At 61.5% G+C, this 16474-nt stretch carries 13 protein-coding genes; 5 read left to right on the top strand and 8 right to left on the bottom strand.

The features are described 5' to 3' along the window. The first annotated feature begins 36 nt into the window (after positions 1 to 36). On the top strand, positions 37 to 657 hold the full coding sequence (locus ACR3EK_RS18650; protein ID WP_480634219.1) for an HAD family hydrolase: 621 nt from the start codon (positions 37 to 39) through the stop codon (positions 655 to 657). Positions 658 to 659: 2 nt separating this feature from the next. Here the strand turns inward: ACR3EK_RS18650 and ACR3EK_RS18645 are convergent, their stop codons facing one another. Further along, positions 660 to 1901 (bottom strand): MFS transporter, encoded by a 1242-nt coding sequence (locus ACR3EK_RS18645; RefSeq protein WP_170371711.1) that lies wholly within the window; start codon positions 1899 to 1901, stop codon positions 660 to 662. A gap of 145 nt (positions 1902 to 2046) precedes the next feature. Here ACR3EK_RS18645 and zapE point away from each other — a divergent pair, with 145 nt between their 5' ends. Next, positions 2047 to 3105 carry a cell division protein ZapE gene (gene zapE / locus ACR3EK_RS18640; protein WP_480634218.1) on the top strand — a complete coding sequence of 353 codons (1059 nt, stop codon included), beginning with the start codon at positions 2047 to 2049 and terminating at the stop codon, positions 3103 to 3105. Positions 3106 to 3144: 39 nt separating this feature from the next. Here zapE and ACR3EK_RS18635 read toward each other — a convergent pair whose 3' ends face one another. From ACR3EK_RS18635 to ACR3EK_RS18620, 4 genes are read right to left on the bottom strand one after another with little or no spacing between them, the layout of a single operon-like run. After that, positions 3145 to 4419 carry a bifunctional folylpolyglutamate synthase/dihydrofolate synthase gene (locus tag ACR3EK_RS18635; protein ID WP_480634217.1) on the bottom strand — a complete coding sequence of 425 codons (1275 nt, stop codon included), beginning with the start codon at positions 4417 to 4419 and terminating at the stop codon, positions 3145 to 3147. Beyond that, positions 4416 to 5360, bottom strand: a complete 945-nt coding sequence (accD, locus tag ACR3EK_RS18630; RefSeq protein ID WP_170359459.1) for an acetyl-CoA carboxylase, carboxyltransferase subunit beta — start codon at positions 5358 to 5360, stop codon at positions 4416 to 4418. The genes ACR3EK_RS18635 and accD overlap by 4 nt, the downstream gene beginning before the upstream one ends. A 58-nt stretch (positions 5361 to 5418) precedes the next feature. Continuing rightward, positions 5419 to 6318, bottom strand: a complete 900-nt coding sequence (locus tag ACR3EK_RS18625; RefSeq protein ID WP_170391502.1) for a CPBP family intramembrane glutamic endopeptidase — start codon at positions 6316 to 6318, stop codon at positions 5419 to 5421. Position 6319: 1 nt separating this feature from the next. Continuing rightward, positions 6320 to 9400 carry an ABC transporter transmembrane domain-containing protein gene (locus ACR3EK_RS18620; RefSeq protein ID WP_170391501.1) on the bottom strand — a complete coding sequence of 1027 codons (3081 nt, stop codon included), beginning with the start codon at positions 9398 to 9400 and terminating at the stop codon, positions 6320 to 6322. Between the two features lie 245 nt (positions 9401 to 9645). Here ACR3EK_RS18620 and ACR3EK_RS18615 point away from each other — a divergent pair, with 245 nt between their 5' ends. The 3 genes from ACR3EK_RS18615 to ACR3EK_RS18605 all read left to right on the top strand — a co-directional run bounded on the left by ACR3EK_RS18615 (position 9646) and on the right by ACR3EK_RS18605 (position 12415). Further along, the gene (locus ACR3EK_RS18615) at positions 9646 to 10407 is read left to right on the top strand and encodes a DUF6478 family protein (protein WP_170407629.1); all 762 of its coding nucleotides are present in this window, start codon (positions 9646 to 9648) and stop codon (positions 10405 to 10407) included. Positions 10408 to 10418: 11 nt separating this feature from the next. Then, positions 10419 to 10778 carry a hypothetical protein gene (locus ACR3EK_RS18610; protein WP_170341499.1) on the top strand — a complete coding sequence of 120 codons (360 nt, stop codon included), beginning with the start codon at positions 10419 to 10421 and terminating at the stop codon, positions 10776 to 10778. 110 nt (positions 10779 to 10888) lie between these two features. After that, positions 10889 to 12415 (top strand): MFS transporter, encoded by a 1527-nt coding sequence (locus tag ACR3EK_RS18605; protein ID WP_170359451.1) that lies wholly within the window; start codon positions 10889 to 10891, stop codon positions 12413 to 12415. 54 nt (positions 12416 to 12469) lie between these two features. On the opposite strand, the gene ACR3EK_RS18600 is transcribed toward ACR3EK_RS18605, so the two are convergent. The 3 genes from ACR3EK_RS18600 to gpmI are packed head-to-tail and all read right to left on the bottom strand — an operon-like array spanning position 12470 to position 16470. Beyond that, a complete protein-coding gene (locus tag ACR3EK_RS18600; RefSeq protein ID WP_170525885.1) occupies positions 12470 to 13816 on the bottom strand; it encodes a S41 family peptidase in 1347 nt (448 codons plus the stop codon). A 6-nt stretch (positions 13817 to 13822) separates the two neighbouring features. Continuing rightward, the gene (locus ACR3EK_RS18595; protein ID WP_480634216.1) at positions 13823 to 14956 is read right to left on the bottom strand and encodes a murein hydrolase activator EnvC family protein; all 1134 of its coding nucleotides are present in this window, start codon (positions 14954 to 14956) and stop codon (positions 13823 to 13825) included. Then, entirely contained in the window at positions 14953 to 16470 is a 1518-nt protein-coding gene (gene gpmI / locus ACR3EK_RS18590) for a 2,3-bisphosphoglycerate-independent phosphoglycerate mutase (protein WP_480634215.1), read from the bottom strand. Before gpmI ends, ACR3EK_RS18595 begins: the two co-directional genes overlap by 4 nt. Positions 16471 to 16474: the final 4 nt, after the last annotated feature.

Below are 16474 nucleotides of genomic sequence, written 5' to 3'. Positions count from 1 at the left end.
CAGCCCCAAACGCAACACAAGCGAACAGGAAATCCCATGCCCGTAGAAGCGGTCGTTTTTGACATCGGCAACGTTCTGATCGAATGGCAGCCGGAGCGGTATTATGACCGCGTGATCGGCGACGACCGGCGCCGCGCCATGTTCTCGGCCGTCGACCTGCACGGCATGAACGACTTGGTCGATCAGGGGCATCACTTCACCGAAACGATCTATGCCTGGGCCGAAAAATACCCCGAATGGCGCAATGAGATCCGCATGTGGCACGACAACTGGATCGAACTGGCCGCGCCCGAGATCCCGCATTCGGTCCGGCTGCAGCGCGCGCTGCGAGCCAAGGGCGTGCCGGTCTTTGCGCTGACCAATTTCGGGGTGCAGAATTTCGACTATGCGACCACCGTCTATCCGTTCCTGAACGAGTTCGACCGGCATTATGTCTCGGGGCGGATGAAGATGGTGAAACCGCATGCCCCGATCTACCAGATGGTCGAACAGGATTGCGGCCTGCCGCCCGAGACGCTGCTGTTCACAGACGACCGGATCGACAACATCGAAACCGCCCGTCGCCGTGGTTGGCAGACCCACCATTTCGACGGTCCGCAGGGCTGGGCCGAAAGGCTGGTGGCCGAAGGTCTGCTCTCCCCCGACGAGGCCGCCTGACCTTATGCGGCAGCGGGCTGCGTGGGGCGATTTTCGCGGATCGGCAGGTGTACGATCGCGCTGAAGGCGCCGATGGCCACGCCGATCCACCAGACAACGGTGTAATCGCCATAAAGGTCATACATGCGGCCGCCTAGCCAGATGCCCAGGAAACTGCCAACCTGATGGCTGAAGAATATGATGCCATACAGCGTGCCCATGTAGCGCAAGCCGTAAAGATGCGCGACGAGGCCCGAGGTCAACGGGATCGTCGCCAGCCACAGTGACCCCATGACCAGCGAGAACAGGATCACGGTCAGAGGCGTGATGGGAAACAGGATGAACGCCGCGGCCGCGATAGTGCGCCCGGTGTAGACCGCCGCCAGAAGGTATTTCTTGGGGAAGTGATTGCCCGCCCATCCGGCCAGAAGGGTGCCTCCGATATTGGCGAGCCCGATCAGCGAGATCGCCAGCGCACCCAAAGCAGACGTTGTGGTGATGCCCATCGCATGCAGGACACCGCCGGGTTGGATCGGACCGCACATCTCGGTCACGAAGGCCGGGAAATGCGCGGTGACGAAACCCAGTTGATAGCCGCAGCTGAAAAAACCCAAGAATATCAGCGCATAGGACGGATCGCGGAAGGCGCGGCCCAGGATCTGGCCCATGCTTTCTTCCAATTCGGCCTTGCTGACCTGCGCGGGTGCTCGCATGAATGGCAGTGTCAGCACAAGGGCCAGAATGGCAATGGCGAAGATGATGAACACCTGCTGCCACGGCAGGAAAGTCAGCATCCATTCTGCTGTGGGCGCGCCGATCACCTGCCCGAAGCTGCCCGCCGCCGTCACGATCGCCAGCGACATCGAGCGGTTCTGATCCGTCGAGGCCCGCCCGACCACCGCCAGCACGACGCCAAAGCCCGTGCCCGCTATACCGAAGCCCACCAGCCAGGCATAAAGCTGATGCCCGAAGGGCGTAACGGACCAAGCCGACAGTACCATCCCCGCCGCATAGGTCAGCGCACCAAGAATGATCGCCCGCCGGTCGCCCATCTTTTCGGCGATGGCGGCAAAGATCGGCTGGCCGATGCCCCAGGCCAGGTTCTGGATCGCGATGGCCAGCGAGAAATCGGTGCGCAGCCAGCCGAACTCCTCGGCGATCGGAATCTGGAACACGCCGAACGAGGCGCGCACGGCGAAGCTGACCGTGATGATCACGCATCCGACGATCAGCACCGGGTTGAGCAGACGGGCGGTTGGGGTCATTGGGCCTCCGGGTTCAGCCCGCCGACAGTATCCGCTTGGGCTCGCTCGTCAATTCAGGAGTTTTGCGGTCACGATTAACCAAAATTGATGCGTGCCGGAGGATGCCTTCTTTTCAATGGCGCGGGCGGGCGCTATGGCTCGGGCCATGACCGACATGATCTCGTTGTACGAGGCCCGCGTTGCCGATGGCACCCTGAACCGCGACGACGCGCAAGAGGCCGTTCTGCCCCAGTTCGAGCGCATCCGGGCGGCTCTGGCCGCGCCGGTGAAACGCGGGCTGTTCCGCAAGGCACCGCCGCCGCCCAAGGGTTTGTACCTGTGGGGCGGCGTGGGGCGCGGCAAGTCCATGTTGATGGACATGTTCGTCGAAACGCTGGGCGAAGTTCCGGCCCGGCGCGTCCATTTCCATGCCTTCATGCAGGAAATCCACGCTGGCATGCATGAGGCGCGCGAAACCGGCGTGCAGGATGCACTGGCGCCGGTGGCGGCCTCGGTCGTGAAATCCGTGCGCCTGCTGGCCTTTGACGAGATGCAGATCACCGACATCACCGACGCGATGATCGTCGGGCGGCTGTTCGACCTGTTGCATGCAGGGGGCGTCGTCGTTGTGACCACCTCCAACCGTCATCCCGACGATCTGTACAAGGATGGCCTGAACCGGCAGCTGTTTTTGCCCTTCATCCACCACATCAAACAGCAGCTCGAAGTATGGGAACTGACGTCGCCCACGGATTACCGGCAGAACCGGCTCGAGGGCTCGCCGGTCTATTTCACGCCCATCGGACCCGAGGCGCGGGAGAAGATCCGGGCCGTGTGGGCCGACCTGTCCGGTGGGCCGGCCGAACCCCTGACCCTGCATGTCAAGGGGCGCGAGGTGGTGTTGCCCGCGTTTCGCAATGGTGTGGCACGGGCCTCGTTCTACGATCTGTGCGGCCGGATGCTTGGCCCGGGGGATTACCTAGCCGTTGCTGATGCGGTAAAAGTGCTGGTGCTCGAGGACATACCGCGCCTGTCGCGCAACAATTTCAACGAGGCGAAGCGGTTCGTCACGTTGATCGATGCGCTGTACGAGGCGAAGGTGCGGTTGATCTGTTCAGCGGCCGCCGAGCCCGAGATGCTGTATGTCGAGGGTGAAGGTGTTTTCGAGTTCGAGCGCACAGCGTCGCGCCTGCGGGAGATGCAGGCGCAGGACTGGGGACAATAGCGAGCGTTGCCGCTGGCGTAGCTGTGACTCAATGAATGGTCAGCCGTTTTCGCGCAGGATGTTGCCCGCGAGGTAGAGCGAGCCGCAGATCAGCACGCGCGCCTGTGGGTTGGCTTTGATGATGGTGTCGAGGGCTTGGGACACACTGCTGGCGGTCGTCGCGGGCAGGTTCACCGATTTGGCGGCGGCGGCGGTTTCTTCGGCGCTCAGCGTGTTGGTCTCGCCCGGGATGGAAACGGCGGTCAGGCTGGCAGCTTCCTGTGCCAGTGGGGAGAGGTAGCCGGTTACATCCTTGGTATTGAGCATGCCGCAAATCAGGTGTGTGGGTCGCGGGGGCAGCTTGGCCAAGACGTCCGCCAGCGCGACACCGGCGGCGACGTTGTGGCCGCCGTCCAGCCAGAGTTCGGCCTGGGGCGCCTGTTCGACCAGCGGGCCGGTTTTCAGGCGCTGCATCCGGGCGGGCCATTCGGCGCGGGTGACAGCGGCCTCGTAGGCCTCGTCGCCGAGGTCGAGGTGGCGCAGGACCGCCAGTGCGGCGCCGGCGTTCTGGACTTGGTGCGCGCCCAGCAGGTTCGGCAGCGGCAGGTCGCGCAGGCCGTTTTCGTCCTGATAGATCAGGCTGCCATGTTCCTCGTGGACGTGCCAGTGCTGTCCGTGGGCCAGCAAGGGTGCGCCGAGGCGGGCGGCGGTGGCCTCGATGACCTCCATCGCCTCGTCCGGCTGCGGGCCGACGATGCAGGGCACGCCGCGCTTGATGATGCCGGCCTTTTCGGCGGCGATCTTGGCCAGCGTGTTGCCGAGGAACTGTTCGTGGTCGATCGAGATCGGGGTGATGACCGTGACCGCGGGCTTTGCGATTACGTTCGTGGCGTCGAGTCGTCCCCCAAGTCCGACTTCGAGCAATGTGTAGTCGGCAGGTACACGGGAGAAAGCCAGCAAGGCCGCGCAGGTGGTGATCTCGAAATAGGTGATGTTCTCGCCGCCATTGGCGGTGTAGCACTCATCCAGAACGGCGGTCAGGTCGGGTTCCGAGATCAGCTTGCCCGCCAGGCGGATGCGCTCGTGGAAGCGTGCCAGATGCGGCGAGGTGTAGGCATGGGCCGTCAGCCCGGCCCCTTCCAGCCCTGCACGGATCATCGCCTGGGTCGAGCCCTTGCCGTTGGTACCGGCGATGTGGATCACCGGCGGCAGCTTGTCCTGCGGATTACCCAAAGCTTCGAGCAGACGCCAGACACGGTCCAAGGTCAGGTCGATGATCTTGGGGTGCAGCGCCATCATCCGGTCGAGGATGACGTCGGATGTGGGCGCGGTCATTTCTTGGGCTGGTCTTCGGCAGGCTTGGCCTGCGCGTCAGGCTGTTCGGCCGCGTCCTCGTTCGGGGCGGGCAGATCGCCTTTGACCGCCGGGGGCAGACCCATCAGCATCCGGATGATCGTGATCAACTCGTCCCGCAACTCGGTCCGTTTGGTGACGCGGTCCAGCATGCCGTGATCCAGCAGGTATTCGGCGCGCTGGAAGCCGTCGGGCAGTTTTTCACGGATCGTCTGCTCGATCACGCGGGGGCCGGCGAAACAGATCAGCGCGTTCGGCTCGGCAATATGCACGTCGCCGAGCATCGCGTAGGAGGCGGTGACGCCGCCGGTGGTGGGATGGGTCAGAACGACGATGTAAGGCAGGCCGGCCTCTTTCAGCATCTCCACCGCGACCGTGGTGCGCGGCATCTGCATCAGGCTGAGGATGCCTTCCTGCATCCGGGCGCCGCCGGCGGCGGAAAACAGGATCAGCGGGCGCTTGAGTTTCACCGCCTCTTGCGCGGCGGCGATGATGGCGTTGCCGACATACATGCCCATCGAACCGCCCATGAACGAGAAGTCCTGCGCCGCGGCCACGATGGGGGTGCGGCCGATCTCGCCGGTGGCGACCAGCATCGCCTCTTTCTCGCCGGTCTTTTTCTGCGCCGCCTTCATCCGGTCGGGGTATTTCTTCTGATCGCGGAACTGCAGCGGATCTTCCTTGGGCGCGGGCACTGCGACCTCGGTGAAGATGCCGCCGTCGAACAGGTGCTTGAACCGCTCGCGCGGGGTGATCAGCATGTGGTGTCCGCACTGGGTACAAACGTTCTGGTTGTCCGCCAGTTCACGGTGGAACAGCATCGTTCCGCACTCGTCGCATTTGTGCCAGAGATTCTCGGGCACCTCACGGCGGGAGAAGATCGAGTTGATCCGGGGGCGGACGTAGTTTGTGATCCAGTTCATGTCGGAACCTTGCTGATGCGGGTTGCAGTCAAATAAGACGCTACGGAAGGAAATGCAATCAGCGCCTGAGCGCAAGTCGCGCAACCAGCCAGCTGACGATCATCACCGCGAAATCCACGACAAGCCACTGGCGCAGGATACCGGTGTCCGATGTTTCGAACGGAAGATGATAGAGGGCCAGCCCCCCCAGGCCGTCAGGCAACGATACGATCAGCAGAGCCGTTACATTGTTGGCAAAATGCATGGCGATTGCGGGTCCCAGCGTTCCTGCTCTGGCGGTGATGTCTGCACTAAGAAGGCCAAAGACAAAGGCCCAAACTGCGATCAGGATAGCATTGTCACCGGCGGCAAGAGGTGCGTAGTGCCCGGCAGCAAAAATCAGGGAGGGTACACCCATCCAAATCCACGGGGCCCTGAACCGCGCGGCCAGCGATTGTTGCAGGAACCCGCGGAATAGAATCTCTTCGGCGCTGACCTGAATAAGGACAGCCACCAGCGCCAGCGGCAACAGCAGCAGCCACCTGAAAACCGGCAGGTTTGGCTCCAAGGGCGGTCCCATATCGTATGGGGGCAGAACAAAAAGCAAGGCACCCAGCACGACCAGCGCCCGCAGAACCCGCCAGAATTGCCGTACAGTCAGAATCGGCGCCCCAACCACGGAGATCAGTTTCCGGTGCTGCACCTGTCGCACGGCCAATCCGACGCCCAATGTGGCAAAGGCAAAACTGGAAAGGATGACCAGCAGCGCCAGGGCCGAGGACCCGTCTTCGAAACCGGACACCAGTTCGGCCGAACCAAAGGCGGTTACAGCGGCCAGGAGAACCAGATTCAGTGCCAGCACGACGACCGTGATGATCGCGAACCCGAGCAGCAGCCGCCAGAGTTCGGGATAAGCCCTGGCTGGCGCCACCAGGATTTCGTGCGGGGCATAGGCCGGGTGTGGCTGCGGGTCGCGCATCCTAACCGCCCGCCCCGGTCTCGGCTTCGGGTGTCAACGGGGTATTAGACAGCAACAGTCGTTCCGAGACAGTTGTCAGATACCCGGCCACCGTTTCGAGAAGGCGCATCGAAACAGCCGCGTCACCCTCTACCACGGCGCGCAGCTCTTCCGCGCCGATCCGCAGGAACGAACAGTCGGTCATCGCAACGAGGTCAAGTTGCCGAGGCGCGCCGGTGATGATCGACAGGTCGCCGATCAGACGGCCTGGCTCGACGACGGAGATGTTGCGCTTTTCGCCGTCCGGCATCGTCCATTCCAGGCTCGCCTGCCCTGAGATGCACAGATAGGCAGCGTCGGGCGTTTGCCCGCGCGAGAATATGGTCTGCCCCGCCGCCGCGTCGTACCATTGCGCCGAAAAGGCCAGCAGACGCTGGTGTTTTCCGTCAAGCCTCGAAAACAGTTCGGTTGCCGAAATGATCTTGAGTTTTCGGCTGAAGTCTTCGGGTTGTTCGTCATCCGCCTCGACCTTGGAACGCGATACACCGTCGATTCGGCCGTCCTTGATTTCCACGTACATGTCATAGGCTTCGGGATGGCCAAAATGATCTTCCATGAAGATCATGACCGAGTCGGGAAGCAACTCACGCAGCTTGAGGCGCGTACGCAGACGGCTTTCCGAATCGTGGCTGGCAAGGACCTTGTCCAGGATCAGGATGTCGGGCCGCTTGATCGCTGCCCGTGAAAACGCGGCACGTTCCTGGAAAACCGTGGGCAGGTTGGCCCCGCCAAGACCGGTCGGCAGATCGTAGATGATAGCCGCCAGGCGACGGGTGAGACCGGCCTCGATCAGGACTTCGGCTACGGCATCCTCGATCTCTTCGGCATGTGCCCCGGCCATCAGCGACACGCGGCCATACAGGGCATTTTCCATGACGGTCAGGCGCGGAACATAGGTTTCGGGTGCCACGGGAATGAACAGCCCGTCGAAAGATGCGTGCAGGTTTTGGGCCTGCGTGCGCCGGATCGAAAGGATCTTTTCCTTGTACTCCTCGGGGAAACTGGGGCCGATCTGTTCGGCGGTCAGCATGAACGGCACCGTCAGCAACAGTGCCATTTCACGTTCGGACAGGGTTGCCTCACCTTTCGACATGCGGCGTTCGTCGATGTCGAGCAGTCGGTGGTACATGTCCTTGGACATGCCCAAACGCAGGAACAGCGGGTGATCCGTCCCTTCTCGGCCGAATGTTTTCCGCAGCGTGCTGAGGACCGCCGTCGCGATGCTTAGGGCGTCCTTGTCCAGATCATGGGCCCGCAGCATGGCAAGAAATCGAGCGTCCCCGGCCAGGATGTCCGGTGAGATGTTGCGCGACGGTGAGGCAAACAGAAGGTTGCCCCCCAAAGGTACGGCCGGGTTGAACCGGTCCGGATCGAACCGGTAAACGTATTTGTCCAAGCCCTTTTCCTTGAGACGCGCTGCAACCTTGTCGCGCGCATCCACGATCGCCTTGGCCAGATGGGGGTGCAGTTCGGGATCGAATTGCGACCGCAACGTCCGCCGGAACATGAACTCGTCGATGCCCATCGCCTCGACCAGTTCGAACCACCAATCCCGGATCTCGTCGATGCTCTGCAGCCCGGCAAGGCGTGGGTCGACCCATTCGTCCTCCAGCAGGTCCGGGGAGTTGCCGGCGCGCACGGCTTCGACCTGATAACGTGATGGGGCCTTCAGAGCTTCGGTCTCGTGCTGGGGATGGGGACGCAAAGGCATCAGCAGGTTGTCCCCAAGCGTGCCGTTGAACAAGTAGGGTCGCGAGTGGGCATAGCCGACACGGGCGGCGATCACCGCCTGATGGAGTTCGCGAAGGTTGTGCCCAGACAGAAGGACCTCGCCCTGAACCGGCAGAATCTCGCGGATCAGCAACTGGGCCAGCGCCTGTCTTTCCGAGTCGTGCGAGGCCTTGATGGCTACCCGAGCGCCCTTCGGGATCGTCAGGTCGATGTCTTCAAGGATCAGCTTGCCGTCCTCGTCGCGCACCGTGACATTGCGCAATTCGATGTCGCCCTGCAGGTGCGGGATGCTCTCCGGTTCGCCATAGAACAGTTCTTCGGGAATCATGTTCTCGGGTGCAAACCGTTCGGTGACGACCTGCCAGCGCAACGACATGTCCTGAACCTGATTGTAATAGGTCAGCAGATCGCGCCAAGGGCCGCTGAGGTCCTTGTACGCCCCCAGCGCCGCAACCAGCGCACCGACTGTCACTTCGCCCGTGATAGCGAGATAGCCACCGACCGAATAGAACAGGAACGGCGTCATCTGCGTGATCAGGTTGTTGAGGAACTTCATGAAGAATTTCTTGTTGTAGATCCGGACCCGGATATCGAACAAGGTTCCCAGACGATGACTGAACTGCGCCAGCCGATAGCGCCAACCACCGTTCGCGCGCAGGTCGCTGATACCGGCGGCGGTTTCGCCGATCTCGGTGCTCAGGTGACGGATCTCCTGAATACGGTCCTTGTTCAAAAGGTTGATCTGACGCTGCAGGCGCGGGATCAGCCAGGCTTGCAGCGGAATCAGCGCGATCGAGGCCAGCCCGAACCAGACGCTCTGCATGAACAAGAAAGTGACAATCGTCATCATCTGACCGAACTGAAAAACCGGCTGGGCGATCGCGTCGCCCATCAGTCCGCCCATCGGTTCCGCTTCGGACGATATCATCGACACAAGTTCGCCCTGGCTTGTGGTCGAGAAATACGGCTTGGGGAAGCGCAGCATCCGGCTAATCAGGGTGAATCTGAGCCGCCGCAACATGCGTTCGGCCAGGATCCCCTTCATGGTGTTGATGCGCATCTTCATGAGACCGCCAGCCAGCACGGTTCCCAAGAAGGCAAAACACAGGATCAGCAGGTATTGGACCTGGGTCACCTTCGTGCCGAACAGCGTTACCGTGTTTCCGGTCGCACCGATGGCGTCGTTGATGATCTGCTTGGGCAGTTCAAGCGAGGCATAGAGAAACGGAAACGAAAGTACGGTCAACAGCAGCAGAATGAACTGCTGTTTCTTGGAATGTTTCCAGATGAACGCGAATAGGGTGGGTTCCATGCCCCGGCCTCGTCTTGTTTTTTGGACTGCGGCCCGTTGCGGAGGATCCACGGCGACCGGGTGACTGACGGTAAGCTTTGCCCCGTGCTAATTCAAGAACGTGCCCCGGCGTGATCTTGCAAAAATCCGGCCGGCAGGATCGGCGTCGTTCACAATTCGGAAATTTTGCAGTGCTATCTGTCGAAGGCGGGTTTATTCCGCCCGCGGAATCCGACTAAAGAGGTGCAGTTTCAAGCACTGGGCACATGAGCAGACTTCTGGATCGGTATTTCAGCCGCAAGGCAGTTGGGCACTGGAAACGGACGGCGCAGAACGCGCCGCACGAAGACCTGCCCCTGCTTCGCCAGCAGCGTGATCAGGCGCGAGTGCTTCGCGCCCAACTTGATCGGCTGATTCAGATTGCGGACGGGCGCCTGACCCGCCCGCATATTGGCACCCAGAATTTCCCCAGACCGCTTGGCACGGATTGGGCCTGGCGCCCGGATTTGTGGGGCAGCCCCCTGCCGGTTACGGGCCTGGTATCACTGTCTCGCAAGGCGCAAATTGATGACAGTGTGGCGCTTTTCCATGACTGTCCGCTGGCCGAGATTGCAGTCCGGCAAATGCGCAACAGCGGGGAAAAGGACCTGGCGCCTTTCAGCCTGGCGATCGACGTATTCAGCTTTCAAGGCTCGTTCCTCTCCGTGTCTGTCGAACTTCCGGGCAGCGCCGCCGAGGGTCTGACGCGGCAACACCTGGTCCGGACCCATGTGACGGTCGACAGTGAACGCCCGGCCGAGGTCTTTGCCAGGCTGAATATCCAGAATGGACCGAATACCGAGCAGGTGCTGCGAAAGCTGGAACCGAAAGATGCGACATCCGACATCGATTTTGATCTTGCGCATCTGTCCTTGAACGAACGTCGCATCGAGAAGATGTGGCTGGACCTTATCATCCAGGATCCTGGTATGAACCGTGTGGTGCTGCGGGATTTGACCCTGTGCCGCCATCATCGCGCTGACTTGTGAAAGGAAAGGCCATGGTGGAAACAAAACTCGTCCCGATCCGGTTCGAAGACGGCGTATGGGAAGGCCACTTTTCAGGAAGTACCGCACCCCAACTTGAAGCCCGGTACCGGGATCAGGTCCTGCAAGGTATCGAGGTTTCCGAGGCCGAAGGTGGCTGGCATGTTCGGGTTCCCGTACCAACGGTCCTGTTGTCCGAAGGTGTCCACAGTGTGATTATCCTCGACAGCGCTTCACAGGAAAAAGTGGGCGACATCACCGTAATCGCGGGCGCGCCGGCCGTAGGCGATATCCGAGCCGAGATGGACCTGCTGCGCGCCGAACTTGATCTTCTGAAGCGCGTGGTGCGTCGGTTGAGCGCTGGTCAGGGTTGATCGGCCAAAAGCCTGCAGGATCTACGTAATCGAAACCTGCTTGGACGCATTCCTATCTTTTTTGCTGAATTCATGCATGATTGAGCCGCCAAGGAAACTCAGGGGGCCGAATGGAACGTGACAGCATTATCAAGGTCATAGCGCTGATGGTAACGGCGTTTGGCATCGGCATAGACTTTACCGGTGCGCTGATGCTGGTTCCGGCGATCGAAAACTCGTTTGATGCCGATATCACGAGTACTCAGTGGGTGTTGAACATCTACGCGCTGTTCTTCGCCATGACGATGGTCGCAGGCGGCCGGCTGGGCGATATGTACGGTCATCGCAAGATCATGATCATCGGATTGTCGCTGTTTCTTTTCGCCTCGGTCATGTGTTTCGTATCTCCCAGCCTTGATTTCCTGATCGGCGCACGCGCGCTTCAAGGTATCGGCGCGGGATGCGTGTGGCCGTGCACGCTGGCCTTCGGGGCAACGAGGGTATCCCGTGAGGAACACCGTGCGATGGTCATGGGGTTGATCCTTGCCGGTGTCACGACGGGCAACGTATTTGGTCCGATGATCAGCGGGTTTGTCGTCAATCTTGGGGATTGGCGCCTGTTCTTTCTGGCGAATGTCGTCTTCTCGTGCATCTCGATGGCCACGGCAGTCCTGCTGATGCAGCGTGACAAGACCCACAAGACGGGTGAGCACATCGACTTTGCCGGAATGGGTGTCCTTTCTTTTGCTGTCCTGCTGCTGCTGTACGCGCTTGATGTCGGGTCGGACTGGGGCTGGCTGTCGGTTCCGCTGATGTTTCTGTTTTTCCTCAGCGCGTCGCTGTTTCTGTTGTTCCCACGCGTGGAAAAACGGGTGAAAGAACCGCTATTGCTTCCGCAGATGATGCAAAATCCGCAATTTCGCATCACCTTGGGGCTGAACATGTTCAACGTCTCGGCGGCCTTTGTGGGATTGCTGTATTTTCCGCAATATATGCAAAAGGTTCTTGGTTGGTCAGTGTTTGAATCCGCTCTGGGCCTTGCGCCGCTGACCGTTCTTTTGGCGGTCGGGTCGATCGTCTCTGGCACCTTGTACAATGATTTCGGACCCAAGCGCCTGCTGTTCTGGGGGTATCTCTGCGCTACGATAGGCGCGGCCAGTGTCGTCGTGATGCCGGCCGGGCTGGGGTATTTCCATATTCTTCCGGGGATGGCTCTGATCGGGTTGGGAGCGACACTGACGGTTGGCCCGTCGGGCACCGCCGCCGTTTGCGCCGTCAAGCCCGAACGCGCCGGCCTGGTTGGCGGTCTGAGCTTCATGGTGCACTTGGTCTATGGCGCCATTTCGGTCGCCTGCGCGACGGCCATCATGTACATGGTCAGCCTGTCCAGCTTCCGCGAGCACCTTGCCAAAGCTGGCATCGACATGTCCCTAGCCGATCAAAAAGCCATCAATGGCGGTACTTTGACGACCAAGACCGCGCAGGCTGTCATGCAGAAATTCAGCGCGCCCGAGGCCGAAAAGATCAAATCCGCGTTGTCGATGGCCTTTGACAGCGGGATGGACATGGCTTTTGTCTTTTCAACGCTGTCGGTGTCCATAGGGCTGGTTCTGGCGCTGATGCTGGACGAAAAGAAACTGCACAAAATCGAGAGCTGAGCCAAAAGAAAAGGCCGCGGAAAACCGCGGCCCTTCGGTCATTGTTTGCGCAGCTTACTGCGATGCCCGCTCTGTCGGATTGAAGGCGGACAGGCCTTTGAGAATGTCGATCGCATAGGCCAACTGGTAGTCTTCGTTGCGCAGTTCGGCGGTTTCTTCCGCTTTGGTGCGGTCTTCCTCGATCTGGCGGATTTCATCCTCGGTCAAGCTGTCATTGTTCAGGCTGCCCCGCAGGTCGGCCTCGGACCGGGTGCGGGCGTTGCTTTCTTCCTCTTCCTCAGCCTCGGGACGGACGCGGGGCTGTTCCACGATGATGTCGGGGCTGACACCCAAAGCCTGGATCGACCGACCCGACGGGGTGTAGTAGCGCGAGGTGGTCAGACGCATCGCCCCGTCGCCACGCAGCGGCATCACGGTCTGAACCGATCCTTTGCCGAAGCTTTTGGTACCGACGACGATCGCGCGGTGGTGATCCTTCAATGCACCGGCAACAATTTCGGACGCCGACGCCGATCCGCCGTTGATCAGCACTACGATCGGCTTGCCCTGGGCAAGATCACCCGGGGTTGCGTTGAACCGTTCACCATCTTCGGGATTGCGTCCACGGGTCGAGACGATCTCGCCCTCGTTCAGGAATGCGTCCGATACCTTGATGGCTTGGGTCAACAGCCCGCCGGGGTTGTTGCGCAGGTCCAGAACAAAGCCGTTCACCTTGTCGATGCCGCCAGCTTCGGCGATCTGCTTTTCCAAGCCCTCTTTCAGGTTCGGGAAGGTCTGATCGTTGAAGGTGGTCACTCGCAACACCACGCTGGCGCCTTCGGTGCGGGCGCGAACGGCGGTCAGTTTGATCGTGTCGCGGATGATGGTCACATCGAATGGGTCGGGTTCGCCTTCCCGCACGACGGTGATCACGATTTCCGAACCGACCGGGCCACGCATCAGGTCGACTGCTTTGTCCAGCGTCAGGCCCAGGATGCTTTCGCCGTCCACATGGGTAATGAAATCGCCGGCCTCGATGCCCGCTTCGTCCGCAGGCGTTCCGTCAATTGGCGAGACGACTTTGACGAAGCCATCCTCTTGGGTGACCTCGATGCCCAGCCCACCGAATTCACCGCGCGTCTGCACGCGCATCTGCTCGGCGTCGTCCGGGGAAAGATAGCTTGAATGCGGATCCAGCGACGTCAACATGCCGTCGATCGCAGCCTCGATCAGTTCTTCGGGGGCGACTTCCTCAACATACTGGGCGCGGATCCGTTCGAAGATATCGCCGAACAGGTCAAGTTGTTCATACACTCCGGCCTTGTTTTCGGCCTCTTGCGCCAGCAGTGGCCCGGCGATCTGGGTAGTCGCAATAATCCCTGCCACGGTGCCGGCCAGACCGGCCATCACAAATCTCTTCATACTCGTCTATCCATCCTTGTCCGGCCGGAACCATGATTCCGGATCCACGGGGCTATTGTTCTCTCTTACCTCTATATAGAGCGTTTCTGGACGATCAGTTCCAGTGCCATCACCGCTTGTTGACAAAATCGCGCCGATTTCTGGTGTTTGACCGGGCATCAGGCCTACTGGTGTTCCTTCGGGGATCACCTGACCGGGGTCCCCATACACCTCCTGAAGGCCGGAGAAGACAAAAAGCAAACCCGGCTGCGGTTCCAGGATCACAAGGTTTCCGAGGTCCAGAAGCGGCCCTCTGTATCGGATCGTGGCCGCTGTCGGGGACAGCACCAATGCACGTGGTCTGGTTCCCAGTACAAGCCCCGGACGCGTGACCCCTGCGGCGTCCGTTTCTCCGGAACGATGGAGTATGACGCCTTGGGTCGGCAGCGGAATCTGTCCTTTCAGTTGGGACACATCCGCGTTCGAGGCTATGATTTCTCCATCCGAAATCTCAGATAGACCGCTGGCGAAGCCATCCAGAGTCTCCGTTGATGAGATCAGGATGGCTGTCCGTACCGGGTCTTCAATGAAGCGGCGCGGCAGGTCGGTACGATCCGCTATGGCCTCGCTCAGCTTCGTCCTGGCATTCTGCACGCCTTCCAACCCTTCGGTCAGCGTGTCCGCAGCGCTTTGTTGCAAGCGGCGCAGGGTCTGCACCTCGTCCAGATCGCGGGCCAGCGCCTGGGCCCTGGTGTTCAGGCCAGGTGTGACTTCGGACAGCATCATCCCGGTGCGCGCCGCCCCCAGTGGCCCGGCCGGGTGCAGCATCAGAACCGGTGGCGCCGTGGTTTCGATGGTTTGCAGCACGCCCAGCAACTGGCGGATTTCGCGTTCGCGCGTGTTCAACTCGGCGGTCAGCTGGCTTTCGCGCAAAGCCGCTCGGCGCAGCCCGTCGCGCATTGCGGCCAGCCCGGCCTCGTAGGCCTGGATCGTCTCGGTCAGGGCGCGCACGCGGTCACGGGCGGATTCGGCCTCGGTCAGCGCGATCGAGGCCTGTTCCAGCATCTGCGCTGCCTCCAGTGCCGCCTGCGCGGGGTCCGGCGCGGCCCGGACCGCCTGCCCCGCCATCAGGGCCGCCAGAAGAAGCGAGCGCAGCCTCATGACAGCAGGCTCTGACCCGTCATTTCCGGCGGCTTGGGCAGGCCCATCAGGTCCAGCACCGTAGGCGCCAGATCGGACAGGCGACCTTCGCGCAGGGTTGCGCCCTCGGGTCCGCCAACCAGCGCCACGGGTACCGGGTTCAGGGTGTGAGCGGTATGCGGCCCGCCTGTTTCGGGGTCGATCATGGTTTCGCAGTTGCCGTGATCGGCCGTCACGATCATGGCACCGCCTGCCTTTTCAAGCGCGGCGACCACGCGGGCCAGGCCTTGGTCAACGGCCTCGCAGGCCTTGATCGCGGCCTGCAGGTCACCGGAATGGCCCACCATGTCGGGGTTGGCATAGTTGGCGACGATCAGGTCATAGCCCGCCTCGATCGCCTCGACGAACTTGTCCGTGACCTCTCCGGCCGACATCTCGGGCTGCAGGTCATAGGTTGCAACCTTGGGCGACGGGGCCATGTAGCGGTCTTCGCCGGGCTCGGGGGTTTCCTTGCCGCCGTTCAGGAAGAACGTGACATGGGGGTATTTCTCGGTTTCGGCCAGGCGGAGCTGGCGCAGGCCCTGCTTGGCAACCCATTCGCCCAGCGTGTTCACGATCTCGCGCTTGGGGAAAACGGTCGTCATGTAGGCATTGTGGCCGTCGGAATATTCCACCATGCCCAGCAGCGCCGACAGGTGCGGGCGCGGGCCGGTGTCGAATTCGGCGAAATCAGGTTCGGCAATGGCGCGCAGGATCTCGCGGGCGCGGTCGGCGCGGAAGTTGAGGCAGAAGAACCCGTCACCGTCGCGGACGCCGTCGTAGCCGGGCAGAACCGTGGGCGCGATGAACTCGTCCGTTTCGCCCCGGTCGTAGGCGGCCTGAATCGCAGCGCTTGCGGTATCGGCCTGCCCACCCTGCCCTTTAATGATCGCTTCATAGGCGCGTCCGACCCGTTCCCACCGGTTGTCGCGGTCCATGGCATAATACCGCCCCGAGACGGTGACGACGCGCGCGTTCGCAGGCAGGCGGCGCTCCAGCTCGGCCAGGAAGTCCAGCGCCGATTTCGGGGCCACGTCGCGTCCGTCGGTGATGGCGTGCAGCGCCACCGGCACGCCCGCCTCGGTGATCGCTGTCGCGGCGGCGACGATATGGTTCAGGTGCCCATGCACCCCGCCATCCGAGACCAGCCCCATCAGATGCGCGATTCCGCCCGCCGCCTTCACCTTGGCGATGAAGTCCTGCAGTGCGGCATTTTCGAAGAACGAGCCGTCTTCGATCGCAAGATCGATCTGGCCCAGATCCATGGCCACGACCCGCCCGGCCCCGATATTGGTGTGCCCGACCTCGGAATTCCCCATCTGGCCGCTGGGTAGACCCACATCCGGGCCATGGGTGATCAGCCGCGCGTGCGGACCCTTGGACATGATCGCGTCGAAGGTGGGCGTGTGGGCCAGATAGGGCGCATTGGCCTGCGTGTCGTCGGACAGGCCCCAACCATCAAGGATACACAGGACGACGGGTTTGGGTGCGCTCATGTCG

The organism is Ruegeria sp. BC8 (assembly GCF_056535705.1).
Note: the sequence above shows the minus strand (reverse complement) of the source record. Positions and strands in the feature narration are given on the sequence as shown.